Genomic DNA, 25,141 nt, shown 5'->3' on the forward strand with positions numbered 1-25,141 from the left:
GCGGCTCAGCGGGCCCGCGCGAGGTGCACGACGCCGTCCCGCACGAGGACGTCGAACGTCGCCAGGTCCGTGGGCTCGCCCGGCCTGGGCGACCGGCCCGACGCGGCGAGGCACTCGCCCGTCCGCAGCGAGAAGACCTGCTTGTAGATCGGTCCGGCGACGGTCGGCTCGCCGCCCCGCGTGCCCACGATCCCGCGGGCGACGACGTTCGCGCCCGAGTAGGGGTCGTGGTGCTGGACGGCGAGCACCTCGCCGTCCGCGAGCCGGAAGACCGCGACCTGCACCGCAGACTCCCCGCCCCCGAGGTACGCGGCCACGCCGCACTCGGGACGCAGGTCGTCGTACCGGCAGACGGGTTCCCAGGTCGGGCCGATGTCGTCGGTGGTCGTCGTGATCGACGGGGTCTCGGTGGTCATCGGATCGTCTCCAGGTCGGTACGGGCGGCGGTCGGCGAGCGCAGGAGCGTCGTCCCGGAGGCGTGGTCCTCCGGGGTGGCGGGGCGGATCTGCCCGCGGCGGTCGGCCCACGCGAGGTCCGGGTCCGGCATCGCGGGCGCGTTGACGAACGACGAGAACCGGCGCAGCTTCTCCGGGTCGTCGAGCACGGCCTTCCACTCGTCCTCGTAGGCGTCCACGTGCCGTGCCATCGCGGCGTCGAGGTCTGCCCCGATCCCGAGCGAGTCCTCCAGGACGACGCGACGCAGCTCGTCGATGCCGCCCTCGAGGTCGGCGACCCAGGCAGCGGTGCGCTGCAGTCGGTCCGCGCACCGGATGTAGTACATGAGGAACCGGTCGACGGCCCGGAGGAGGTCGTCGTCCGACAGGTCCTCGGCGAGGAGGTCGGCGTGGCGCGGCGTGAACCCGCCGTTGCCCCCGACGTAGAGGTTCCAGCCCTTCTCCGTGGCGATGACCCCGACGTCCTTGCCGCGGGCCTCGGCGCACTCGCGCGCGCAGCCCGAGACACCGATCTTCAGCTTGTGCGGCGAGCGCAGGCCGCGGTACCGCAGCTCCAGGAGCACCGCCATGGACATCGAGTCCTGGACGCCGTACCGGCACCAGGTCGACCCGACGCAGGACTTCACGGTCCGCAGCGACTTGCCGTACGCGTGGCCCGACTCGAACCCGTGGGCGACGAGGCGGCCCCAGATCTCGGGCAGCTGTTCGGCGCGCGCACCGAACATGTCGATGCGCGCCCCGCCGGTGATCTTCGTGTAGAGGCCGAAGTCCTGCGCGACCTCACCGATCGCGATGAGGCCGGCGGGGGTGATCTCGCCGCCGGGGATGCGCGGGACGACGGAGTAGGTCCCGTCCTTCTGGATGTTCGCGAGGAGGGCGTCGTTCGTGTCCTGGAGCGTGGCCTGCTCGCCCTCGAGGACGTGGCCGTTGCCCTGGGAGGCGAGGATCGAGGCGACCGTCGGCCTGCAGATGTCGCAGCCGCGCCCCGGGCCGGCCGCGTCCTCGGGGACCCGACCGAACCGCTCGATGATCGCGCTGAAGGTGTGCAGCTCGGCGACGCGGACGGCGTCGAAGAGCTGGGCCCGCGAGAGGTCGAAGTGCTCGCACAGCGCGTTCGACACCTCGACCCCGGCCCTGACGAGCTCGGTGTTCGTCAGCTTCTTCACGAGGGGCAGGCACGAGCCGCAGACGGTGCCCGCGGTCGTGTGCGACTTGACGGACTCGACGTCCGTGCAGCCGTGCTCGGTGACCGCCGAGCGGATCGTGCCGGCCGTGACGTTGTTGCACGAGCAGACGGTGGCCTCGTCGGGAAGCTCGAGCGCGGGCGCGCCGGTCCCTTCGGGCAGGAGGAACGCGCCCGGGTCGCCCGGCAGCTCGCGGCCGAGCATCGGCCGCAGCGACGCGTAGGGCGCGATGTCACCGACGAACACGCCACCGAGAAGGGTGCGGGCGTCGTCCGACATCACGAGCTTCTTGTACGTCCCGCCGATCGGGTCGGCCCAGACGATCTCGACCGCGCCCTCGGTGCGGCCGAACGCGTCGCCGAAGCTGGCGACGTCGACGCCCTGGAGCTTGAGCTTGGTCGCGGTGTCGGGCGCGGGGACCGTCGCGTCGCCGCCGAGGAGGCGGTCGACGACGACCTCGGCCATCGCGTAGCCCGGAGCGACAAGGCCGACGACCTTGCCGTCGATGCAGGCGACCTCGCCGATGGCCCAGACGTCCGGGTCCTGGGTGCGGCAGCCCTCGTCGACGATCGCGCCGCCCCGGGCCCCGGTCGCCAGCCCGGCCGATCGGACCAGGTCGTCGCGCGCGGTGATGCCCGTCGCGACGACGACCACGTCGACCGGCAGCGTGCCCCCGTCGGCGAAGTCGAGGCGGGCGACGTCCTGGCTACCGCGCCGTGGGCGCATCTGCGTGGTCTGGGAGTTGCAGCGGACGGCGATGCCGAGGTCGTTGATGCGGCGCTTGAGCGCCTCGCCGCCACCGAGGTCGATCTGGGCGCCCATGAGGTGCGTGCCGAACTCGACGACCGTGGCCTGCGCGCCGAGGGCCCGCAGCGCCCCGGCGGCCTCGAGCCCGAGGAGCCCTCCCCGATGACGGCTCCGCGGACAGGGCGCTCGAAGCCGCTGGTCCGGTTCGCGGCCTGCGTCGCCCGGACCCAGTCGCGCAGACTCTCGACGTCCTCCACGGTGCGGTAGACGAACACGCCTGGTCGGTCGTGACCGGGGATGTGCGGCATCGCGGCGTCGGAGCCGGTCGCGAGGACGAGCTGGTCGTACGCGTGGACCCGGCCCGTCGCGTCGAGCACGGCGTGGGCGTCGCGGTCGATCGAGAGCACCTTCGTGCCGAGGCGCAGGTCGACGCGGGGGTCGTCCCACAGCGCCGGGTCGCCGAGCGTGAGCTCGGCCGGGTCGTCGACGGTGAAGAACGACGTGAGGTGGACCCGGTCGTAGGGCAGTCGTGTCTCCTCGGCGAGGACGGTGACGCGCCACGCCCCGGCGTCGTCGCGCGCCAGGAGCGCCTCGACGAATCGTTGGGCGACCATGCCGCCGCCGACGACCAGGACGTGCTGCGGGCTTCTTCTGCTCATATTTCTATGCTAAGTGCGTGAATAATCTGACAGAAGACATCTCGCGGACATGTTCTGTGAAAATGTTCACAAGCGTCTGCGGGGCGGGCGATGTCAGGAGTGCCCACTACGGTGACCGGGTGAACCAGGAGTCCTGCCGAGAGCCGGCCCGAGTGCCGGCGCGCTCGTCGGGCGGCGCGTCGGGCGAGCCGCCGCGCTACGACGCCGTGGTCCTCGCCGGTGGCCGCGCCGCGCGCCTCGGGACCCCGAAGCCCGGGCTCGTCGTCGACGGTTCGACGCTCCTGGACCACGTCCTGCGCGCGACGGCCGGGGCCGACCGGGTCGTGGTCGTCGGGCCGCCCGACGTCGCGCGCCCTGGCGTGGAGGTCGTCCGCGAGGACCCGCCGTTCGGCGGCCCGGCGGCAGGGCTCGGAGCGGCGGTACGCGCTCTGGATCGTGAAGGTACGCCCCCATGGCTGCTCGTCCTGGCGTGCGACGTCCCCCGCGCCGACGAGGCCGTGCCCCACCTCCTTCGGTGGGCAGCGGCTGGCGCGGAAGCTCCCGAGGGCTCGCCGGGTACGGGTCGAGCGGACGGCGCGGTGCTCGCCCGCGAGGGACGGGACCAGTGGCTCGTCGGGCTCTACCGCACGGCAGCGCTGCGCACCACCCTCGATCACGCCCGGACACCGACCGGCAGCCTGCACGGTCTGCCGTTCCGCGCGGTCGTGGGGCAGCTCGATCTCGACCGCATCGACGACAGCGAGGGCGTCACCGACGACATCGACACCCCGGCCGACCTGGCCCGCTGGGCCGGTCCCGACCGATGACACCCGTCGGGACCGACGCGTCCGCGAGCGACGCCTCCTCGCCAGGGCTCACGCACCCGCTCCTCGACGTGCTCCTCGCAGGCGGGCGCCGCCGCGACCGGCTCACCCACGCGAGAACGTTCCCGGCCCGGGAGGGCACGCCCGGCGCGTGGCCGGCCTGGGCCGATCCGTCGCTGGTGGCGGGCTACCGGAAACTCGGGGTCACGGCCCCGTGGACGCACCAGCAGGTCGCTGCCGAGGCCGCGTGGGCGGGGCACGACGTCGCCCTCGCGACCTCGACCGGCTCGGGCAAGTCCCTCGCGTTCTGGCTCCCGGCGCTCTCGTCGGTGCGCGCGGACACCGCCGCCACCGTGCTCGACGCCGGGCGCATCGAGTCCACCGCCGGCCGGGGCGCCGTGCTCTACATGTGCCCGACCAAGGCCCTCGCCGCCGACCAGCTCGCCGGGCTGCACCGGCTCCTGGACGCCGCCGGAGCACGTGACCTGCGCGTCGCGACGTGCGACGGCGACACCCCGGTCGAGGAGCGACGCTGGATCCGCGACCACGCCGACGTCGTGCTCACCAACCCCGACTTCCTCCACTACTCCCTGCTGCCTCAGCACCAGCGGTGGACGAGGTTCCTGCGCTCGCTGCGCTACGTCGTCGTCGACGAGGGGCACGCCTACCGCGGCGTCTTCGGAGCGCACGTCGCCCAGGTGCTGCGCCGCCTGACCCGGCTCGCCGTGCACCACGCACCGAGGCGGGCACCCGCGAAGGGCTCCCCGCTCGCGTCGCGTCCGGGACGGCGTCCGACGTTCGTCGTCGCGTCCGCGACGACCGCGGAGCCGGCGACGACCGCAGGGCGATTGGTCGGGGTCGCTGCGGACCAGGTCGTCGTGGTGTCGGACGACGCCTCGCCCGCCGGGGCGCGGACGTTCGCCCTGTGGGAGCCGCCCGAGCAGCCGCGGTACTCCGGGGCGGGCGGCGCGCCGGGGCCGGGGTCGGGGCCGGGCTCGGGAGACACCGCCGGGGCCGACGGCGCCGCGGGGGCCGACGATGACGAACCGCAGGTCGCGGCGGACCACCTCGAGCATCCCCGACGGACGGCCACCGCCGAGACCGCCGACCTCCTCGCCGACCTGGTCGCCCACGGCGCTCGCACCCTCGCGTTCACGCGGTCGCGGCGCGGCGCCGAGTCCGTCGCGTCGACGACGCGCGATCTGCTCGGCGCCGTCACGCCCCGGCTCGCGGACCGGGTCGCGGCGTACCGCGGGGGCTACCTGCCGGAGGAGCGGCGCGAGCTCGAGGAGGCTGTGCGCGACGGCAGGATCACGGGCCTCGCGACCACGAACGCGCTGGAGCTCGGCGTCGACATCTCCGGGCTCGACGCGGTATTGGTCGCCGGGTGGCCGGGGACGCTCGTGTCGCTGCGGCAGCAGGCCGGACGGGCCGGGCGTGCCGGAGCCGACGGGCTCGTCGTGTTCGTGGCCCGCGAGGACCCGCTGGACACCTACCTGGTGCACCACCCGGAGCGGGTCTTCGACGCTCCGCTCGAGGCGACGGTGTTCGACCCCGCCAACCCGTACGTGCTCGCACCGCACCTGTGCGCCGCGGCGTCCGAGCTCCCCGTGCGGACGGACGACCTGCCGGCGTTCGGCAGGCCCGCGGACGTGCGCTCCGTCCTCGACGTGCTCGTCGCCCGCGGAGCCCTGCGTCGCCGGAGCTCCGGGTGGTACTGGACCCACGGAGGCAGCGCGTCGCACCTCACCGACCTGCGGGGCGCAGGCGGCGCGCCGGTCCGGGTCGCGGAGGTCGGCACCGGACGACTGCTCGGGACCGTCGACGCGTCGTCGGCCGACGGCCAGGTGCACCCCGGTGCCGTGTACGTCCACCAGGGCACCAGCTACGTCGTCACCGAACTCGACCTCACGGACGGGATCGCCCTGGCGGTCCGCCGGGTCGTCGATCACGGGACCTGGTCCAGGGACGTCACCGACATCTCGATCGTCGGCGCCGCGGACGACTCCGCAGACGTCGGCAACATCGACGACGCCGACGCACCGGCCGCACCGGCCGTGCCCGCAGAGATCGACCGGTCCGGGGACCCGGACCTCGCGGCGGGACCCGACTCAACCGACGCACCCGGGCCTGCGGACCACCCCGACGAGACCGACGCACCCCGGCCCGCGGACCACCCCGACGGCGTCGACCGGCCGACGACCCGGCGCTGGGGGCCGGTCACCTGGGGCGTGGGCCGGGTCGACGTCGCCTCGCAGGTGGTCGGGTTCCAGCGGCGCCGGCTGCCCGACATGGCGGTCCTCGGGACCGAACCGCTCGACCTCCCCGTGCGCACGCTGTCGACCGTCGCGGTCTGGTGGACCGTCACGGACGAGCTCCTCGAGAGCGCCGGGATCGACACCGCGACGGCGCCCGGCGCCCTGCACGCCGCCGAGCACGCGTCCATCGGGCTCCTCCCTCTGCTGGCGACCTGTGACCGCTGGGACCTCGGCGGCGTGTCGACCGCGATGCACGTCGACACCGAACAGGCCACGGTCTTCGTCTACGACGCGACGCCCGGCGGAGCCGGTTTCGCCGAGCGGGGGTACGAGCTCGGCGAGACCTGGCTGCGCGCCACCCGGGACGCGATCGCCGGTTGCCCGTGCACCGACGGCTGCCCCGGCTGCGTGCAGTCCCCCAAGTGCGGCAACTTCAACAGCCCTCTCGACAAGGCGGCGGCCGTGCGGCTGCTCGACGCCGTCCTGGCCCACGCCCCGGGCTGATCACGACACGGGCCGCGGGCCCGCCCTCGCCGTCGCCTGCGCGCTCCCGAGCACGCCTGCGGCAAGCTGCGGGGCGCGGGCCGCCCGGACGCCGACGATCCCGCCACCTTCCAGCTCGCACGCGACGAGGTCCGCGCCGTTGCGCCGGACGGCCTCCGCCGCGACCGCGCAGCCCGGACCACCCGCCCGGACGGCCTGGGCGCCGGCGATCGCGCCGAGATCGGCGGCGGACCGGGCTGCGCCCCTCGCCGCCTGCACCGACCCGAGAACCGCGGTCGCCGACCCGAGCACCACCAGCACGGCCACCATCGCCAGCACGAGCACCGTCCCGGAGCCGCGCTCCCCGCGCAGGGCTCGGGAACGCGGCCCCGAGGGCCGAAGGCACCGACCGGGCCGTCCGGGACGGCCCTCCCGGAGGCGCACGAGACGTCGCCGGGAGCGAGCAGACGGGCGGGCAGGCGGGCGGGCACGAGGGCTCACGGCTCGGTCCGGGCGACCGCGTCGGCCTCTGCCTCGAGCGGCCCGAACGGCAGCGCGCTCACGACCGGGACGGTGACGGAGACGGTCACCCACTCACCGTCCTCCGACGTCGACAGGCCGGCTCCGGCGCCCGCCACCCGGGAGACGACCTCGCGAACCACCTCCGGGTCCTCGCCGAGCGCGACCGCCCGAGCCCCCGCCCTCGCGGCGTCCGCCGCCCGCATCTCGGCCGTCGACGCCGCGGAGAGGGCGAGCAGAGCCACGAGGACGACGATCACCGCCGGGAGCGCGACGGCGAGCTCCGCGGTCGCCGCACCCTCGTCACGCGGCCTGCGGCGCCCACGCAGTGCCAGTTCCCGAACCCGAACCCGAGCCCGAGCCCGCGCCCGCGCCCGCAATCGCAATCGAACCCTCGCCCGAGCCGTCGCGCCCACCGCTCAGCCGACCGAGAGCGCGCCGCGAACGATCCCCATGAGCAGCTCGGACACCGTGCCGCTCTTGAGGACCGCGATGAGGAGCCCCGCGAACCCCACGGCAGCGACCGTCGCGACGGCGTACTCCGCGGTCGCGAGCCCGGCGTCACCGGTCGCGCGGACTCGGTCGATCCGTCGCGCGGGCCGGACTGCCAGGGCTGACCCAGCGACCGGGCGCGTGACCGGCCCGGCGGCCGGCGGGATGGACTGCCGCGTGACCGACCGGGCCAGCGGCCGCGTGACCGGCCGGCCGGCCGGACGCGAGGCTGACCCGTCAAGCGGTCGGGCAACCGAACCGGAGAACGGCCCTTTGCGCGCCGACGGCGGGCGACCCGGTCGGCACGCTCTGCCCCCTCGGTCTGCTCGGCCCGTCTGCGCCTCCGTGGTGGTGATCCCCATGACTTTCCCTCCCGGCCCGCACCCTGCGGGCCTGAGAACGAGAGTTGCCGTCCGCGGGCTCGCGCACCGCGGTCTCCAGGCGGCAGGTGGATCGAGCACCACCAACGCGGGCTGTGGACGAGAGCAACCGCCCAAGAGCAAGGCCACTCTGGACCCGGAACTGGGCTACCCGGCATCGAGCAGTCCCGCGCCGAGCGACATGAGGACGGGGACGATCCCGACGAGGACGAACGCCGGCAGGAAGCAGACGCCGAGGGGCAGGACCAGTCGGACACCCAGCCGCGCCGACGCCTCCTTCACCCGCGCACACGCCCCGCGGGTCAGCTCGTCGCCCGCGGTGCGCAGCGCCCCACCGGGCGACACTCCTGACTCCCAGGTCGCCCTCAGCGCGTCCGAGATGACGCCCAGCCTCGCTGGGCTTCCGTCCCAGGCCTCGCCCCAGGACGCACCGAGCACGAGCGCGGACCCTGCGCGCCGCAGCGCGGCACCGTCCTGCGCACCGATCGCCGTCCCGACCGTATCGAGCGCGCGCGGCAGGCTCGCTCCCGCACGGACGGCCGCACCGAGCAGCTCGATGAGCACGCCGAGCGCGATCGGACCGTCGGCGCCTTCCGGGACCGCGGAGCGGTCGACCGGCGACGCCCTGAGGATGCGCTTGATCCGGCGGCGGGCAGCCCCGGAGCCCGAGGTCCAGGGCGCAGCGGCCAGGACCACCAGAGCGCCCACGGTCCACAGCGCGGCAAGGTCCCAGGTCGCGGGCGATCCCGTCACGGCTCCGCCCCTGCCTCGCGGGCGCTGCGCACCAGGCGTCGCGCCCAGCCGGCGCCTGTGACGGTGCAGAGCACACCGCCACCGAGCGCGAGCGACCCCACCCCGCCGTCGAGGAGCACACCGACGGGATCCGCGCCGAGCAGCGCGCCGAGCCCGATGCCCACGACGGGGAGACACACCAGGAGGCGCACGGTCGTCAGCGGACCGGCGAGGGCCGCGTCGCGGTCCCCCCGCGCCTCGTCCCCGGCGGCGAGCGAGCGGGCGACGGCCTCGAGCACCTCCGCGACCGGAGCACCGACGTCGCCCGCGACCCGCGACGCCGCGACAACCGGGGCGACGTGGCGCCGGGACTCGACCCCGACCCAGACGGCGCAGAGCTCCGGAACGTCCGGGACGCCGTCCGCCGAGCACCGGACGCCCGCGCCGAGCTCCCAGGACTCACGGACCGAACGGCCGGCACGCAGGTGAGCGCCGACCCCGGCGAGGTCCGCCGCGGGTCTCCCCGCCGACGCCGCACCAGCGCGCCGCCACCGGCCGCGGAGCCCCGCCCGACCACCGGCGTCCGACATGCGCACGGACCAACGCGCCGGCGCACCCCGGCCACCTCGTCGACCGCTCCCCGGCGGGCCGAGACCTCGCGCTCGCCGCCCGCTAGGACGCAGTGCCCGCAGCGCTACCGGGGCCGCGAGGACCACCGCGACGACGATCGGCCCGACGGCGGCCCAGCCCGTCACCGTGGCGCCCACCGCTCCGACAGTGCGGACCAGCCCTCGGACCCGACCACTCCTCCCTCACCGTCCCAGGTCGCCACGGCCACGACGGCCGCCGCCCCGTCCGGCGACCGCGCGGTCACGCCGACCTCCGAGATCCAGCGGCGGCCGGCACGACGTCGCAGGTGCAGCACGACGTCGAGGGCGCCCGCGGTCTGCGCCCAGACCGCCTCGCGCGTCATCCCGGCGAGGCTGCCGAGGGCCTCCAGCCGCGGCACCACCTGGGACGCGGCGTTCGCGTGCAGCGTCGCGCTGCTCCCGTCGTGTCCCGTGTTCATGGCCATGAGGACGTCCCGCACCTCGGCGCCGCGACACTCGCCCAGCACGATGCGGTCGGGCCGCATCCGCAGCGATGCCCGGACCAGCACGGGCAGGTCGACGGCTCCGGCACCCTCGACGTTCGCCCTGCGCGCGGTGAGCGGGACCACGTGCGGATGGTCGGGCACGAGCTCGCGCGCCTCCTCCACGCAGACGATCCGCTCGTCGCGCGGCACCAGCGACAGGAGGGCTGCGAGGAGCGTGGTCTTCCCGGTACCGGTCCCGCCGGAGACGATGAGGTTCGCGCGACCGGCGACGAGTCCCTGGACGAGCCCGGCCCATTCGACGGGCACGGTGCCGCTCGACACGAGCTGGTCGAGGGTGAGGGCGCGTCGGCGCAGGACGCGGAGGGAGATGACCGCGCCCTCGGCGCAGACCGGCGAGACGATCGCGTGCAGGCGCGTCCCGTCCGGCAGCCGGGCGTCGACGACAGGAGAGGCGTCGTCGAGCCGCGCGCGACCGGCGGCCGCGAGACGGACCGCGAGGGCTCGGACCGCCGCCGGGGTACCGAGGTCCACCTGCGTGCGCTCGATCCCGCGACCACGGTCGATCCAGACGTCGGAAGGTCCGTTGACCAGCACGTCGGTGACACCGGGGGTCTCGAGGAGCGCCTGCAAGGGCCCGGCACCGAACAGCTCCGCTCGCGCACGTCGAGAGAGCTCGTCGAGGGCCTCGCTGCCGAGCAGCCGTCCCGCGCCGGCGAGCGCTGAGCGCACCTCGGACGCGCCCCCACCGGCCATGCGGCGCCGGACGTCTCGCAGGAGCGCGTCGTCGGCGGTGTCCCCAGCGACCGGCGCGGGCGCACGCACCGGCACCGTCCCCACCGAAGCACCCGCCGACGGCGCCCACCCGGGATTCTCTTCGTCGTACCTCACCGCGCGGTCCCACCGACCGGCCGCCCGACAGACCGCGAGACCCCGTCAACGAGGACCGACACCGCCCGGCCGGTCGCCGACCGGCGACGCAGCACCGGGCCGGCGCCCCGGTCCACCGCGGCGCGCAACGCGCGGTCGTCGGCGAGCACGACGCACGGGTCGACGCCGAGCGACCTCACCAGGTCGCCGTCCCCGATCCCCGAGCGAGAGACGGACCGCGCGACGACGAGGGCGCCGCTGGCCCCGCGCTCGGTGCGTGCTGCAGTGCGGCGACCGCGCCGGCGACGCCGCGGAGCTCGAGCGGCACCACGAGGACGTCGACGCTCTCGGTCACCTCCGGGTCGTCGGGCGCTGCACGACGGCCCGAGCAGTGCGGGGGTGCGTCCACGACGACGACCGCGACCCCGCGCAGGGCCCGCAGCACGTCCGCGACGACGCGCTCCGGACCCGGCCGCAACCGGTCGGCGCTGAGCACCGGCAGACCCCGCCACGTCGGGAGCGCCTCGACGATCTCTCGACCGTCGATGGCCCCCGGACGTCTGCGAGGTCGGGCCAGCGGGCACCCGGCTCGGCCTCGATCCCGAGCAGCACGTCGAGCCCGCCGCCCGGACCCAGGTCCACGAGCACGGTCGGGCCCCAGGAACGGCGCCCCGCGTCGGCGAGCACGGCGGCGACCGTGCTGGCCCCGGCGCCGCCGCAGGCCCCGCGGACCACGACCTGCCGAGCCTGCCCGGCCCGTCCGACGGGTCCTCCCGGGCCGTGGCGGCTCCCCTGCGCCTCGGAGCCCGTCCGTCCGACCGTCGTCCCAGAACCCATGCGACCCACCCTCGCGGCCTGGTGCACCGGTGCGTGTCCCCCGACGGCAGCGCTGGGGACGTCCTCCGTGGCCCGCACGCTGGGGACGGACGAGCGGGCCGGCCGGTGGGCCCGGCGGCCCCGCACTCCACCGGTCGATAGGCTCGGTCCGTGAGCGACACGGCGAACCGTCCCTCGAGCCCGAGCCCCACCGAGGGGCCTCGGCGAGTCGCTGCGTTCTTCGATCTCGACAAGACGATCATCGCGACGTCCTCTGCCGCAGCCTTCTCCCGCCCCTTCTTCGCGGGCGGGCTCATCACCCGGCGTGACGTCCTGCGCAGCGCCTACACCCACTTCATCTTCATGCTCGGCAGCGCGGACGCGGCCCAGACCGAGCGGATGCGGGTCCACCTCTCGTCCCTCGTCTCGGGCTGGGACGTCGCCACGGTCTCGCAGATCGTCGCCGAGACGATCCACGAGCACATCGACCCGGTCGTCTACTCCGAGGCCGTCGAGCTCATCGAGCACCACCACCACCTCGGGCACGACGTGGTGGTCGTCTCGGCGTCCGGGGCGGAGCTCGTGGAGCCGATCGCCGCGGTGCTGGGCGCCGACCACGCGATCGCGACCCGGATGAAGGTCGCCGACGGCCGGTACACGGGCGAGATCGAGTTCTACGCGTACGGCGAGAACAAGGCGGCGGGCGTCCGCGAGCTCGCCCAGGAGCACGGGTACTCGCTCGCCTCCTCCTACGCGTACTCCGACTCGGTCACGGACGCGCCGATGCTCGAGGCCGTCGGCAACGCGTTCGTCGTCAACCCGGACCGCGGCCTGCGCCGGATCGCAGCGGAGCAGGGCTGGGGCGTCCTGACCTTCGCCCGGCCGGTCCAGCTGCGCGGTGGGCGGTGGCCGACGGCGGCCCTCGTCCTGGGTGCGGGCCTCGCCGTCGCGGCCGGCGTCGTCGCGTATCGCGCCGTCGCGCGCAGGGCCGCGCAGTAGGTCGCTGATTTGTCAGCACCGCGTCCAAACTGTGGTCGGGGTGATGCGGGTCACGGTGCGAGGTCTAGACTCGCCGACGTCGAGGCCTTCGCCACGACCGACCGGACGACACCGCGCCCCGCCGCGGGACGCCGTCCGACACCAGCAGGACCCTGCACCAGAGCCGATGCGACCGGAGGACCCACGTGCCCCACGACGAGCCGACCACCGCTGCCGGAGCCCGCGCGACGGACGACCCGAGCACCCAGGGCGGCGAGCCCGGGCTCGAGAACCTCCTCCACGAGACGCGGACCTTCCCGCCGAGCAGCGGTTTCGCGGCCCACGCGAACGCCAAGGCCGACATGTACGACGCGGCGCGCGAGGACCGCCTGGCGTTCTGGGCGACGCAGGCGACGGAGCTGGTGTCCTGGCAGAAGCCGTTCACCGAGGTGCTCGACTGGTCCGGGGCGCCCGTCGCCCGCTGGTTCGGCGACGGGCGGCTCAACGCCGCCTACAACGCGGTCGACCGACACGTCGAGGCGGGCCACGGCGACCGCGTCGCGCTCCACTTCGAGGGCGAGCCCGGCGACACCCGCACCGTGACGTACGCCGACCTCCAGCGCGAGGTCTCGCGGGCGGCCAACGCCCTGTCGGCCCTCGGTATCGAGACCGGCGACCGCGTCGTCATCTACCTCCCGATGATCGTCGAGTCCGTCGTCGCGATGCTGGCGTGCGCCCGCATCGGGGCGACCCACTCCGTCGTGTTCGGCGGGTTCTCGGCCGACGCGCTGCGCAGCCGGATCTCGGACGCCGGCGCGAAGCTCGTCATCACGGCCGACGGCGGGTACCGCCGCGGGTCCGCCTCCGCCCTGAAGCCCGCGGTCGACGCCGCGGTCGCGGAGAAGGAGGGTGCGGAGCCGACGACGGTCGAGCACGTCCTCGTCGTCCGTCGCACCGGGCAGGACGTCGAGTGGACCGAGCACCGCGACGTCTGGTGGCACGACGCCGTCGAGGCGGCGGACGTCCAGCACACGCCCGTCTGGGTCGACGCCGAGCACCCGCTGTTCATCCTCTACACGTCGGGGACCACGGGGAAGCCCAAGGGGATCCTGCACACCACCGGCGGCTACCTGACCCAGGCCGCGTACACGCACAAGTACGTCTTCGACCTCAAGGCCGACAGCGACGTCTACTGGTGCACGGCCGACATCGGCTGGGTCACCGGCCACACCTACGTCACCTACGGTCCGCTCGTGAACGGCGCCACCCAGGTGATCTACGAGGGCACCCCCGACACCCCGCACCAGGGCCGCTGGTGGGAGATCGTCGAGAAGTACGGCGTCTCGATCTTCTACACGGCACCGACCGCGATCCGCGCCTGCATGAAGTGGGGCGCCGAGATCCCGGAGAAGTTCGACCTGTCGTCGCTGCGCGTGCTCGGGTCGGTGGGCGAGCCCATCAACCCCGAGGCCTGGATGTGGTACCGCCGGGTCATCGGTGGCGACACCGCGCCGATCGTCGACACCTGGTGGCAGACCGAGACCGGCGCGATGATGATCTCCCCGCTGCCCGGCGTGACCGCGGCCAAGCCCGGCTCCGCCCAGGTGCCGCTGCCCGGGATCGTCGCCGACGTGGTGGACGACGAGGCTCGCCCCGTCCCCGACGGTGGCGGCGGGTACCTGGTGCTGTCCGAGCCGTGGCCGTCGATGCTGCGCGGCATCTGGGGCGACCTCCAGCGCTTCAAGGACACGTACTGGTCCCGCTTCCCCGGCATCTACTTCGCGGGCGACGGCGCCAAGAAGGACGAGGACGGCGACGTCTGGCTCCTGGGCCGCGTGGACGACGTCATGAACATCTCCGGACACCGGCTGTCGACGACCGAGATCGAGTCGGCGCTCGTGTCCAACGAGCTCGTCGCCGAGGCGGCCGTCGTGGGGGCCGCCGACGAGATGACGGGACAGGCCGTGGTCGCCTTCGTGATCCTGCGCGGCGAGCACGCCTCGCGCGCCGAGACCGACGAGGGCTCTGCCGAGATCGAGAAGGAGCTGCGCGACCACGTGGCCCAGCAGATCGGCCCGATCGCCAAGCCCAAGAAGATCCTCGTGGTGGCCGAGCTGCCCAAGACGCGCTCGGGCAAGATCATGCGCCGGCTGCTGCGCGACGTCGCCGAGAACCGCACGGTCGGGGACGCGACGACGCTCGCGGACTCGTCGGTCATGGAGCTGATCCAGAGCGGCCTGGCGAAGCCGGCGGCCGCCGAGGGCTGACGTCCAGGTCTGCAGTCCAGCCCGCCGACCAGTCCAGCCCGCCGAACCGGCGGTTGTGTGCGATCACGGCCTCGGGATCACACACAACCGCCGGTTCGGCCGGTGGGATCGCCGGTTCGACGTCACAGAGTCGGTGTCCCGAGATCGATGCTCCGGGCTCGGCGTCACAGTGTCGGCGCCCAGGGTCGGAGCCCCCGAGCCCCCGAGCCGGCGGCCGGTCAGGTCAGCGCGGCGACTGCGAGGCGTCGGGAGCCTCCGGCGCGTCCGGCGCCCCGGCAGCCCCCGGAGCACCAGCCGCCCCCGGAGCACCGGCAGCCCCGGCAGCACCTGCAGCCCCCGCAGTCTCCGGCGCCTCGGCCGCGGCGTTCGCGGGGCTCGCAGCGAGCACGATGCAGCCCGCGATCGCCAGGAACACCGCGATGCCGGTCTGGATCTCCCAGCCGGGCCGGACGACGTCCCCCAGCACGACGAGCCCGATCACCCCGGGCACGACGACCTCGACCACCGCGAGCACGGCCGCCATCGTCCCGATCGCGCCCTTCTCGAGCGAGCGCAGGTACCCCAGGGCGCCGGCGACGCCCATCACCACGATGACGATCGCGAGCGGCTGCATGATCGTGTCGACGATCCCGCCCGACGAGTGCGCGGCACGGGCTCCGAGGGCAGCCCCCGAGTACCCGAGGCCGCCGACGACGGCGAGCGCCACGGGCGGCCCGGACCGGTAGAGGACCAGCAGCAGGACCACGACGACGCCCGACGCAACGAGCATGAGCGTCGCGAACCCGTCGGGCGGCTCGACGGCCGGCTGCTCGCCACCGGCGGCGCCGAGCATCACGAGCGCGAGCACGACGGTGACGACCGCGATCGTGTCGAGCCTGCGCAGGTGCGCCTTGAGCACGAACCGCGCCAGGATCACGGTGACGACGAGCGCGCTCGCGAGGATCGACTGCACGACGAACAGCGGCAGGTGGTCGAGCGCCAGCAGCGACACCGCCCAGGCGACGATGTCGAGCGCGAACGCGGCGATGAGCAGCGGCTGCTTGACCACCCCGAGCCCGGAGGCCCGTTGCGCCGCCACCGCCTGCATGACGGTGCTGACGCCGTAGCCGATCGCGGCGGCGACGGCCGCGACGAGTCCGAGGATCATGCCGCCGCCCCCGCCCGAGGGACCTGCCGACGACCGGGATCTCGGTCACATCTTCTGCGTCACCCATGACAAGTCCTTGCGTCGCGACGAACTCGGCGGCGTCGAGGACGACGTACCGAGGCACCAGGCCGGGCCGAGCTTCTCGTCGGACGTGCTCGACGAGGACATCGGCATCGCGCCATTGTGCCGTGTCGGGCGGTCACGCGGGGACGCCGCGCCGCGACCGCCGGGCGAGCCCGCGCAGGAGCAGCACCAGGTAGACCGCGACGAGGGCCGACGCCCCCCAGGCCAGACCGGAGTACGACGTCACGGCGATCACGACTCCCGCGAGGACGCCGCCGACGGCACCGCCGGCGTTCATCAGCAGGTCCGAGAGCCCTTGCACGGCGGTCCGCGACCCGGTGGTGGCGTCCACGAGGAGCGCCGACCCGGCGATCATGCCGCACGACCAGCCGAGCCCGAGGAGCACGAGCCCGACGGTGAGACGCACGGAGTCGTCGCTCGGGGCGCCCGCCACGGTGACCGCCGAGACGAGCAGCAGGACCGGCCCCAGGACGAGGACCTGGGCGTGACCCCAGCGGTCGGCGAGCCACCCGATCACAGGGCTGAGGGCGTACATGCCCGCGATGTGCGCGCTGATGACGATCCCGATCACCTGCAGGCTCGCGCCCCCGTGGCCCATGTGGACGGGGGTCATCGACATGAGCCCGACCATCACCGTGTGCCCGAGCACGATGCCTCCCAGCGCGACCTGCGCCGTCGGGGACGCCCGCACCGCGGCCCACCCCTCGCGCAGCTCGTCCCGGAGCGTGGGGCCCTGGGGAGCAGCGGTGTCGGACGGCGCAGCGACCCCCGGCAGTCCTGTCACCCCGGTGTCGCCCGCAGCCGCACCGGCGGGGGCAGCCGGACCGGCCCCCGTGCCCGGAGCGCCCGCCCGCAGCACCTGGAGCGGGTCCGGCCGCAGGGCCACCGCCACGACGAGCCCGGCGGCGACGAACGCTCCGGCGGCGAAGACGTACGGGAAGGCCGTCGGCGCGGTCCCGGACGAGCCGCCGCCCGCGGTCGCCATGCCGAGCCGGCGGCCGAGGTCGTTCATGACGGGCGCGACGTTCGGCCCCAGCACGGACCCGATCGTCGTGGCCCAGATGACGATCGACAGGTCGGTCGCCCGGCGGGCCGGCGTCGCCAGGTCCGTCGCGGCGAAGCGAGAGGCCAGGGCCGTTGCGCTCCCGGCGCCGAAGAGCAGCATGGACACGAGCAGCAGCGGCCAGCTCCCCACCGAGGTGGAGAGCACCGCCAGGACGGCTCCGGCCGCGGCGGTGGCGTAGCCCGCGGCCACGGACGGACGCCGACCGCGCGCGGAGGCCAGCCGTGCGAGCGGCAGCGCGGCCAGCGCCGCGCCCACGACGGAGGAGGTCTGCGCGAGCCCGGCGACGACGTCCGACCCCGAGAGCTGCGCCGCGATCAGCGGGCTGACCGAGATCCCGGTGGCCACACCGATGCCGCCCAGCACCTGGGAGACGGCGAGGACGACGACGGTCCGCCGCTGCACCCGGACCACGGCCCGCTCGCCGGGCAGGCCTTCGTTCGTCGTCGCATCCACACCCGGAGCCTAGGACGCCTGCGGGTGAGGCGGGCCCTCCGTGACCCCGAGGGGCTGCCCGGCGGATCCCGCGACGGACCGATCGGCCCGGGTCTCGAGCGGACCCGCGACGAGGCCGTCCGGGTCGAGCCTCGCCCGGACCGCGGCGATCGAGTCGAGCACCCCGGGCCGGAAGCACGAGGGGAGGAGCTCCGGCGTCCGCCGCAGGTCGAGCTCTCCCACGTAGTGACCGGCCCACCAGGGTCGGACGGCGTCCAGCACCTGTCCCGGCCAGGCACGGTTGGCCTCGTCGTCCTGGCCCGGCGCCCATGCCGCGTACGCAGCGACGGTGATCGTCCCGAGCGGGAGGTACGCCATGTCGCGGGCGGGCGGCTCCGCCCGCCGGTACGACGCCGAGCTCACGAGGACCGAGTTGTGCGCGGACGGTGCCGCCCCGACCGTGGCGAGCAACGGGGGGACGACCGTGGAGTAGGAGGTGTCCGTCCAGGCCTGCTGCGCGGCCATCCCGAGCCCGGGCGGGAGGGTCTGGGCGTCGAGCATCGACGGGATGTCGGTCGGGGCGCGGTCGATGCGCAGCGCAGACTCGGGTGCTCCACGGAGCACCTGCCGCGCGAGGGTCTCTGCCGCGGCCGGGCTCGCGCAGAACGCCGTCGCCGACACGGTGACCGTGGAGCCGTCGGTGAGGTGCGCGTGCTGCCCGCCACGCGGGGCGAGGTAGACCGTGAGCTCGATCTCCGGCGGGACGGACTCGCGGAGGCGGTCGGCCCAGGCGCAGGCCTCGGCGACGTCACGCCCGTCGAAGACCGCGACGGAGCGCACGACCGCAGGTCTCGGCCGCAGGTGCAGCTCGAACGCGGTGACGACCCCGGGGAACCCGGGGCCCGCGCCGCGCAGCGCTGCGAACGCCTCCGGGTCTGTCGTGCGGTCGATCCGGTGGGTGCCCGGGCCTGCCACCGCGGAGCCGGCAGGCCCGCCCGGGAGCACGACGTCCGCCGCGCGGATGCTCTCGGCGGCGCTGCCCCACACGCCCTGGTTCCAGCCGTTGCCCCCAGCGAGCAGGAATCCCCCGAGTCCGACGGTCGCCTTGTGCCCGACGGGGAACGCGAGACCCTCGGTGTGCAGCGCCTGCGCGAGCGCCAGCGAGGTCACCCCGGCGCCGACCCGCGCGGTCCGCGTGCCGCGGTCGACCTCGATCGAGTCGAGCCCGGAGAGATCGAGGACGACGGCTCCCTCGCGGAACGCGGTGAACGACAGGCTGTGGCCGCCGCTGCGGACGCTGACGGGGCGCCCGCAGCGTCGCGCCCACCCGAGCGCCTCGGCGACGTCGGCGGGCGTGCGGACACGGACGAGGGCCCAGGGCCTCGTCGCGGGCACGACCCCGGATGCCGACAGCGCACGTCGCCGGCGCTCGTAGACGCCCTCCGGGCCGTCCACCGCGACGTCCCCCGGACGAGAGCTGTCGGGCCGGCGCAGGACGTCGAGGCCGACCGGTACCGGCGTGGCCGCCAGGGAGACGGGCATCCCGGCCACCGTCACGGGATCTCCGTGGGCATCCCCACCTGGTGGAAGCCCCGCTCGAAGTAGACGAGGCCGCGCGGCTCGTGCCGGCGACCCGAGGTGACGCCGACGACCTGGCCGATCAGCAGGATGTGGTCGCCCGCCTCGACGGTGTCCCAGTGCTCGCACTCCACGACGTAGCGGGCGTCGCCCGTGAGCACCGGGGTGCCCCGCTCGGTCTCGTCGACGTCGAGCCCGGCGAACTTGTCGGTCGACCTCGACGCGAAGACTCCTGCCGTCTCCGCGCGGTCGTGCCGGAGCACCTGGACCGCGAACGCCGACGCATCGAGCAGCGCCGGGAGCGACCGGCTGGTCCGGCCCACGGCGACGCCGATCAGGGGCGGGTCCATGCTCACGCTCATCACGGCGGTGGTCGTGAGCCCGACGGGACCGGACTCGCCCCTCGTCGTCACGACGCACACGCCACTGGCCAGTCCTGCCATCGCGTCCCGGAACCCGGTGAGAACCCCTGGGAGCGATGTTGATGTCATCAACATTTGTCCATCATCACCCCCTGGTGTTTCCCTCCCGTGAACGCCGTGTCGGAATCCTGTTACACCTGCCCGCAGCGCTCGTCGGGGGCATAGATTGTGCTGACATGAACACTCCTCGGGCCACGGCGCCGCCACGGGCAGGGGCGAGCCTCGACTCGACCGTCGTCTCGCTCGGCGCGAGGATCCGGGACCTCCGCAGGGCTCAGGGGACGACGCTCGTCGAGCTCGCAGCCGAGACCGGCCTGTCCCACTCCTTCATCAGCCAGGTCGAGCGCGGACTGGCCAGACTGAGCATGTCGTCGCTGTTCCGCGTCGCCCAGGCGCTCGGCACCACCCAGCACGAGCTCCTCGCGGGCGACGCACCGGCGTCCGGCGGAGCGCACACCATCGTGCGACGGACCGAGGACTCCCCCGCCTCCGTGGGCGACGGCGGGGTGCGCGCCCTCGCGCACGGGGCCAGTTACACCTTCGTCCCGCTCGAGTTCTCCGGGTCGTCGACGGACCTCGGCGAGTACTGGGCGCACGACGAGGGCGAGTTCGCCTACGTCGTCCTCGGGAACGTCGTGATCGACCTGGACGGTGCGGTCGAGGTGCTCGCCCCCGGCGACTCGACGTTCTACGCCGGGGGCGTCGGGCACCGCTGGGCGAGCGCGGACGGCGAACCGTACCGGGTGCTCGTCGTCAAGGAGCGGAGCCCGCGAGACGCTCCCTGAGCGCCGCCGCGACCTCCCGCTCGTCGTGCTCGACGAGCTCGCCGTCCCGCACGACGACGCGGCCACCCACGACCACGTGCCGCGGTCTGCGTCCCGGCGACGCCCAGAGCAGGCCCGCTACCGGGTCCGCGACGCCAGCGTCCGCGACCCCACCGACGTCCCACACGCACAGGTCGGCGCGAGCCCCGGCGCGCAGGTGCCCCAGGTCGTCGCGGCCGAGCCCCGCCGCGGAGCCCTCGGTCGCCGCGGCGAGCACCTCTCGCGCCTCGAGGGAGCGCCCGACGAGCGGCGCCACCTGCATCGCGAGCCGGGCGTCGGCCAGCAGGTGCCCGCCGTCGTTGCTGCCCCCGCCGCTCGTACCGAGGCCGACGGTGATCCCCGCGTCGGTGAGCGCTGCAACGGGCGCGACACCCCACCCCATCGGCAGGTCGCAGCCGGGTGCGTGGGTGGCCGACACGCCGGCCTCCGCGAGCCGGTCGATCTCGTCGGGGGTCACCGCGCACAGGTGCGCGAGCGTGACGTCCGGAGCCAGCCAGCCCCACGCCTCGAGGAGGTCGATCGGACGCTTCCCGTAGCGCTCGAGAGCGATCGCGACGTCGACCTGCTCGTTCGCCTGGGTCCGGCGGCGAAGCCCGCGGGCGGCCGCCACCTCGCCCATGAGCCGGAACGTCTGCTCGCCGTCGCTGTGCACGCCGGCAGGTCCGACCGCGACCTGGAGCCCGCCGTCGGCAGCGACCCCGCCCGGCTCCCCGCCGACCAGCGCGGTCGCGACGAGGTCGGCGCTGCGCGCGGCGGTCGCGGGGTCGTCGCGGGCCGAGCCGCGCACCAGCACGAGCCGTCCGCCGATCGCGGCAGCGGCCCCGGCCGTCGCGAGCGCGAGCCCCACCGTCTCCTCGGGCGCCATGCCCGCGGGCCAGGTGAGGTGATGGTCGGCGATGGTGGTCACGCCGCAGAGCAGGCCTTCTGCGACCCCGACCCGGGCTGCGGCGTCGAGCGTCGTCGGGGTCACCCCGACGCGGTCGTAGGCGGCGGCCATGGTCGGCAGCCACTGCGCCATCGGGACACCCCTGGTCCCCGGCAGGGTGCGGAACGCCGACTGGAGCAGGTGCGCGTGCGCGTTCACGAGGCCTGCGGTCACGATGCAGCCGGTCGCGTCGAGCTCCTCCGTGGGGCCGGATGCCGCGGCGTAGCGCCCCGGGCCGGTGTCCGTCCCCGCCGGGCGGGCTGCGCTCGCCGCGGCCGCCTGCCCCACCGACGCGACCCTGCCTCCGACCACGCGCACGTCGCCGGGTACCTCGTGCGTCCGGTCGACGACGACGGTCGATGCTCCACGCACGACCAGGGAGCGCGCGCCGTCCGTCATCGCGGGGTGAACGTCGAGGCCTCGACGATGACGCGCGCGAGCTGGTCGACGGCAGCCTCGAACTGCACCTTGCCGATGTCGGCGGTGGCGGTCGTCGGGTCACCGACGTGGCCGTCGGGCCCGAAGTCGTCCGAGAGCCAGCCGAACGAGACGGGCTTGCCGAAGCCGATGTGCTCGTACGCGAGCAGGTTCTCGGGCACCCGCCGTTCGGCGAGCTCCATGTGCACGAGCTCCGGTCGCAGGTGCAGCATGAACGAGGTCTCCGAGTGACCGCCGTGCACCCCGAGACCGTGCTCGCCGTCGCCGGACGTCGTCCCGCCCTGGTCGGTGGGGACCGACAGGTGCGAGAAGAAGGTCTGGAGACCGAACCGCCGTCGCAGCTCGCGGTTGGCGACCTGTCCCAGCGCGGAGTTCCCGCCGTGTCCGTTGACGAAGAGCAGCCGCGTGATGCCCGACGTCTGCAACGAGCGGCCGATGTCGACGAGCACGCGCATGAGCGTGTCCCACGACAGCCAGATGGTGCCGGGCGACCAGGCGTGCTCGTCCGACTTCGTGTACGCGAGCCCTTCGAGGAGCACCACGGACGCCACACCTGCCGAGGCGACCGACGCGACCGCCGCCTCGGCGGTCTCCGTGGAGGTCACGTAGTCGGTCGAGACCGGCAGGTGCGGGCCGTGCTGCTCAATGGCGCCGAGCGGGAGCACGGCGACCGTGTCCTTCGGCAGCGCCTCGATCTCCCGGAAGGTCATGTCCATGAAGCGGGGCGCGCGCGGGCGCGCGGGTGTCTGGGTCATCATCGGACTCCGATATTCACGCGCGTGTCGGCAGGCGCGTCGGCGACGAGCTTGCCCGGGTTGAGCAGGCCCTTGGGGTCGGTCGTGCGGGCGGTGGCGCGGGCGAGCTCGACGTTGCGGTCCACGAACCACTGGTGCGGCGAGTGGACGCCGAGCCCGGTCGCTTCGAGCCGCGGGATCCCGTCGAGCACGTGCTCCTCGTCGATGTACGGCGCGACCACCATGGCGAGCGGCGCGGTGCCCATGAGCTCCAGGTGCAGGTGGACCTCGCCGTCGTACGCGGCGCGGACGTCGTCCGGCGCCTCCCAGTGGGCCCGGCCCCCGGTCTCCATGTGGAACCAGGTGCGGTCGGGGTGCGCCTTCTGGAGGAAGAAGACGGGGTGGTTGTACGACATCGACGAGACCTTGTCGCACTGCTCGTAGTCGTCGAGGGTGGCGACGACGGAGCCTCCGGCGGCCCGGACCCGCTCGAGGATCTGCGGCACGGTCGACGACTCGGCGATGACCCGCAGGCTGTGCTGCGTCGGGTCGAGGTCGACCGGCGCGGGCAGCGAGGGGACGAGCGCCGGCTCGTCGCCCGAGGCGAGCCGGGGCAGCACGGGCAGGTCGAGCAAGGAACGGTGGACCTCCGTCATCGCAGCCCACGAGCCGAAGGACGCGTAGACCGCGGTCCAGTCGCGTGCGGGGTCGGTCTCGATCTCGACCTCGACGACGACGCCGGTCACGCCGTAGGCGTGGACGTACGGGGTGACGTCGTCCCCGCGGACGGTGAAGGTCGACCCGGTCCCGTCCATGGGGGCGACGGTCACCGCACGGACGTACCCGTCCGTCGTCGTCCCCCGTTGGATCGTTCCCGTGCCGGCGCTCCCGCCGCCGACGAAGCCGCCGATCGTCGTGCCCTTGGTCGACGGGTAGATCCAGATGTCCCGGCCCGCCTCGCGGGCGACCGTGTCGATCACCGAGATCTTCGCCCCGGCGCCCGCGGTGATGCTCCCGTCGTCGTTCACGACGATCGTGTCGAGCGCGCGCAGGTCGAGCACGATGCCACCGTCGAACGGTGTCGCCTGACCGTAGTTCCCGGTGCCGGAGCCTCGGGGCGTCACCGGCACGTCGTGGGCGTAGGCCGCCGCGAGGACCGCGGCGACCTCCGCGTTCGTCCGGGGCCTGACGACGGCGTCCGCCAGGTACCGCCCGGCCGGCACCTTCTCCTGGAGCACCGGGGACATGCGGGACCAGTCCGAGGACATCTTGAGCACGAGCTCGGGGTCGGTGGAGACCAGCTCGGCGCCGAGCTCGTCGACGATCTGTGCCGTGGCGGTGCGGGTTCTCTCAGCGATCGTGCTCATGTCGTCCTCCGACGGGTGGTCCGGCTGGCTTCGTTCTCGTCGTGCGGGTGGTGGCCCGGCGCACCGTCCGAGGTGCGCCGGGCCGTACGGGTCGTCAGCCCAGCGAGATCGACGGGTCGATGAACTCGTTGGAGTAGAGCGACTCGGGGTCGACGTCGGCGTCCGGGATCGACCCGGCGTCGACGAGGATCGGCCCGAAGGTGTCGACGATCTCCTTCATCCGGTCGGGGTCGAGCTGACCGAACACACCGGAGGCCGGGTCGTCGGAGACGATCCCGAGGTCCTTGATCGTCTGGGCGGAGTACTCGGCGACGCCCTCGGAGTACGTCCACCCCGTCTGGTACTGGTCGACGAGGTCGACGATCAGCGCGTTGGTCGCCGCCGGGTCGTCCAGGTAGTCGATCTGCGCCTGCTGCATGATCGGGACGAGCTTCGTCAGGCAGTCCCGGTGCTCCTCGAGCTTGTCCGCGCGCACCACGAGCGGCTCGGGGTAGACGGAGTAGCCGACGTCGGCGAGCAGCTGGTAGCCCACGGGCTTGCCCCAGGCGTCGATCTCGTTCTCGTACACGTACGGCTCGGCCGTCGCGAAGCCCTGCTGGAGGATGCTCGGGTCCGAGACGAAGCGCTGCGGCGTGCCCTCGTAGCTGAGGTCGATCTGCGACTCCTCGATCAGTCCCTCGGACTCGAGGAGCCTCGGGAAGATGTCGCCCGAGCTAACGACCGGGTCCCCACCGGCAGCGGCCTCGGCGATCGTCGAGGCGCCGCCGTGGCTCTCCGGGTCCCACATGAGGATCTGCGGGCTCTTCGTGAGCTGCGAGACGACGGCTACGGTGGGCTGGTCGGCGGCAGCCACGATCGCGGCGTCGGTCGTGACGGCCCCGAGGAGGATGCTGTCGTCGAGATACATGAGCGACGGGACGGGCTGGAAGTTCACGTTCGGGCCGCCGGGCCGGACCTCGACCTGGACGCCCGTGTCGACGCCCTGGGCGATCAGGGATCCGGTGACGGTCTTGGCCCCGGTGTCGACCGTGTAGTCGTCGCCGACCAGGCTGTACATCGCTCCGTGCTCGGCCTCGGGCTGCCAGTCCTGCTGCAGCACGACGGTCTCGGGGCAGACGCTCGCGAGGTCGAGCGGCCCGTCGACCTCGGCTGCGGCGGCGTCCGGGGCCGCCGACTCCGCGGAGCCGGCGTCCGTCGAGCCCGCAGGCTCGGCGTCGGCGCAGGCCGTGAGCCCGAGGACGGCGACGGCGACGAGCGCCCCGGTCGTGGTGAACCTTCTGTTCATGATCTCTCCAGTGCGTGAGGAGGGGTGGACGGGGCCGAGCGCACTCGGTCCCGGGCATGACTGAGCAGCGGGAACAGCGGTGGTGGGGACAGGTGGACGGTTG

Annotated in this window: 22 protein-coding genes and 1 pseudogene; 5 read left to right on the forward strand and 18 right to left on the reverse strand. The window is 74.2% G+C overall.

The genetic code is table 11. The features are described from left to right. Positions 1 to 5 precede the first annotated feature (5 nt). Entirely contained in the window at positions 6 to 416 is a 411-nt protein-coding gene (nirD, locus tag QUE47_RS03805) for a nitrite reductase small subunit NirD (protein ID WP_286218632.1), read from the reverse strand. Beyond that, a pseudogene (gene nirB, locus QUE47_RS03810) lies at positions 413 to 3,045 on the reverse strand (nitrite reductase large subunit NirB). Before nirB ends, nirD begins: the two are co-directional and overlap by 4 nt. 119 nt (positions 3,046 to 3,164) lie before the next feature. Between nirB and mobA the strand changes: the two are divergent. Both mobA and QUE47_RS03820 read left to right on the forward strand, forming a co-directional pair. Beyond that, positions 3,165 to 3,851: a molybdenum cofactor guanylyltransferase gene (gene mobA / locus QUE47_RS03815; protein WP_286218633.1), complete on the forward strand. Its 687-nt coding sequence runs from the start codon at positions 3,165 to 3,167 to the stop codon at positions 3,849 to 3,851. Further along, on the forward strand, positions 3,848 to 6,610 hold the full coding sequence (locus QUE47_RS03820; protein WP_286218634.1) for a DEAD/DEAH box helicase: 2,763 nt from the start codon (positions 3,848 to 3,850) through the stop codon (positions 6,608 to 6,610). Before mobA ends, QUE47_RS03820 begins: the two co-directional genes overlap by 4 nt. On the opposite strand, the gene QUE47_RS03825 is transcribed toward QUE47_RS03820, so the two are convergent. The 7 genes from QUE47_RS03825 to QUE47_RS03855 form a co-directional block, all read right to left on the reverse strand. Further along, positions 6,611 to 6,919: an Rv3654c family TadE-like protein gene (locus QUE47_RS03825; protein ID WP_286219379.1), complete on the reverse strand. Its 309-nt coding sequence runs from the start codon at positions 6,917 to 6,919 to the stop codon at positions 6,611 to 6,613. It abuts the gene before it with no gap. Between the two features lie 167 nt (positions 6,920 to 7,086). Then, on the reverse strand, positions 7,087 to 7,353 hold the full coding sequence (locus QUE47_RS03830) for a TadE family type IV pilus minor pilin (protein ID WP_286218635.1): 267 nt from the start codon (positions 7,351 to 7,353) through the stop codon (positions 7,087 to 7,089). Between the two features lie 174 nt (positions 7,354 to 7,527). Beyond that, positions 7,528 to 7,962 carry a DUF4244 domain-containing protein gene (locus QUE47_RS03835; protein WP_286218636.1) on the reverse strand — a complete coding sequence of 145 codons (435 nt, stop codon included), beginning with the start codon at positions 7,960 to 7,962 and terminating at the stop codon, positions 7,528 to 7,530. A 165-nt stretch (positions 7,963 to 8,127) separates the two neighbouring features. Beyond that, positions 8,128 to 8,733 (reverse strand): type II secretion system F family protein, encoded by a 606-nt coding sequence (locus QUE47_RS03840; protein WP_286218637.1) that lies wholly within the window; start codon positions 8,731 to 8,733, stop codon positions 8,128 to 8,130. Next, a complete protein-coding gene (locus QUE47_RS03845) occupies positions 8,730 to 9,302 on the reverse strand; it encodes a type II secretion system F family protein (RefSeq protein ID WP_286218638.1) in 573 nt (190 codons plus the stop codon). The genes QUE47_RS03840 and QUE47_RS03845 overlap by 4 nt, the downstream gene beginning before the upstream one ends. Before the next feature lie 161 nt (positions 9,303 to 9,463). After that, positions 9,464 to 10,696, reverse strand: coding sequence for a TadA family conjugal transfer-associated ATPase (locus tag QUE47_RS03850; RefSeq protein ID WP_434019724.1), 1,233 nt, complete (start codon positions 10,694 to 10,696; stop codon positions 9,464 to 9,466). 175 nt (positions 10,697 to 10,871) lie between these two features. Then, positions 10,872 to 11,171, reverse strand: a complete 300-nt coding sequence (locus QUE47_RS03855) for a hypothetical protein (RefSeq protein WP_286218639.1) — start codon at positions 11,169 to 11,171, stop codon at positions 10,872 to 10,874. A 491-nt stretch (positions 11,172 to 11,662) separates the two neighbouring features. On the opposite strand from QUE47_RS03855, the gene QUE47_RS03860 reads away from it, so the two are divergent. Together QUE47_RS03860 and acs are read left to right on the forward strand one after the other, a co-directional pair. Further along, complete coding sequence (locus QUE47_RS03860; protein ID WP_286218640.1) at positions 11,663 to 12,490, forward strand: HAD family hydrolase; 828 nt, start codon at positions 11,663 to 11,665, stop codon at positions 12,488 to 12,490. A gap of 185 nt (positions 12,491 to 12,675) precedes the next feature. After that, positions 12,676 to 14,736, forward strand: coding sequence for an acetate--CoA ligase (gene acs, locus QUE47_RS03865; RefSeq protein WP_286218641.1), 2,061 nt, complete (start codon positions 12,676 to 12,678; stop codon positions 14,734 to 14,736). A 223-nt stretch (positions 14,737 to 14,959) separates the two neighbouring features. On the opposite strand, the gene QUE47_RS03870 is transcribed toward acs, so the two are convergent. The 5 genes from QUE47_RS03870 to QUE47_RS03890 are packed head-to-tail and all read right to left on the reverse strand — an operon-like array spanning position 14,960 to position 19,456. Beyond that, positions 14,960 to 15,883: a hypothetical protein gene (locus tag QUE47_RS03870; protein WP_286218642.1), complete on the reverse strand. Its 924-nt coding sequence runs from the start codon at positions 15,881 to 15,883 to the stop codon at positions 14,960 to 14,962. Between the two features lie 45 nt (positions 15,884 to 15,928). Beyond that, complete coding sequence (locus QUE47_RS03875; RefSeq protein ID WP_286218643.1) at positions 15,929 to 16,057, reverse strand: hypothetical protein; 129 nt, start codon at positions 16,055 to 16,057, stop codon at positions 15,929 to 15,931. Between the two features lie 25 nt (positions 16,058 to 16,082). Beyond that, a complete protein-coding gene (locus QUE47_RS03880; RefSeq protein ID WP_286218644.1) occupies positions 16,083 to 17,486 on the reverse strand; it encodes an MFS transporter in 1,404 nt (467 codons plus the stop codon). A 9-nt stretch (positions 17,487 to 17,495) separates the two neighbouring features. Then, entirely contained in the window at positions 17,496 to 19,007 is a 1,512-nt protein-coding gene (locus tag QUE47_RS03885; protein ID WP_286218645.1) for an FAD-binding oxidoreductase, read from the reverse strand. 11 nt (positions 19,008 to 19,018) lie between these two features. Next, positions 19,019 to 19,456 (reverse strand): flavin reductase family protein, encoded by a 438-nt coding sequence (locus tag QUE47_RS03890; protein ID WP_286218646.1) that lies wholly within the window; start codon positions 19,454 to 19,456, stop codon positions 19,019 to 19,021. A gap of 185 nt (positions 19,457 to 19,641) precedes the next feature. Here QUE47_RS03890 and QUE47_RS03895 point away from each other — a divergent pair, with 185 nt between their 5' ends. Next, positions 19,642 to 20,250: a helix-turn-helix domain-containing protein gene (locus QUE47_RS03895; protein ID WP_286218647.1), complete on the forward strand. Its 609-nt coding sequence runs from the start codon at positions 19,642 to 19,644 to the stop codon at positions 20,248 to 20,250. Here the strand turns inward: QUE47_RS03895 and QUE47_RS03900 are convergent. The 4 genes from QUE47_RS03900 to QUE47_RS03915 all read right to left on the reverse strand — a co-directional run bounded on the left by QUE47_RS03900 (position 20,219) and on the right by QUE47_RS03915 (position 25,038). Beyond that, complete coding sequence (locus tag QUE47_RS03900) at positions 20,219 to 21,613, reverse strand: amidohydrolase family protein (RefSeq protein WP_286218648.1); 1,395 nt, start codon at positions 21,611 to 21,613, stop codon at positions 20,219 to 20,221. The genes QUE47_RS03895 and QUE47_RS03900 overlap by 32 nt on opposite strands. Beyond that, positions 21,610 to 22,407, reverse strand: a complete 798-nt coding sequence (locus tag QUE47_RS03905; protein WP_286218649.1) for a creatininase family protein — start codon at positions 22,405 to 22,407, stop codon at positions 21,610 to 21,612. Before QUE47_RS03905 ends, QUE47_RS03900 begins: the two co-directional genes overlap by 4 nt. Next, positions 22,407 to 23,753 (reverse strand): FAD-binding oxidoreductase, encoded by a 1,347-nt coding sequence (locus tag QUE47_RS03910; RefSeq protein WP_286218650.1) that lies wholly within the window; start codon positions 23,751 to 23,753, stop codon positions 22,407 to 22,409. The genes QUE47_RS03905 and QUE47_RS03910 overlap by 1 nt, the downstream gene beginning before the upstream one ends. Before the next feature lie 94 nt (positions 23,754 to 23,847). After that, positions 23,848 to 25,038 (reverse strand): substrate-binding domain-containing protein, encoded by a 1,191-nt coding sequence (locus QUE47_RS03915; RefSeq protein ID WP_286218651.1) that lies wholly within the window; start codon positions 25,036 to 25,038, stop codon positions 23,848 to 23,850. Between the last annotated feature and the right edge of the window lie 103 nt (positions 25,039 to 25,141).

Source organism: Paraoerskovia sediminicola, assembly GCF_030296575.1.
GTDB classification, from domain to species: domain Bacteria; phylum Actinomycetota; class Actinomycetes; order Actinomycetales; family Cellulomonadaceae; genus Paraoerskovia; species Paraoerskovia sediminicola.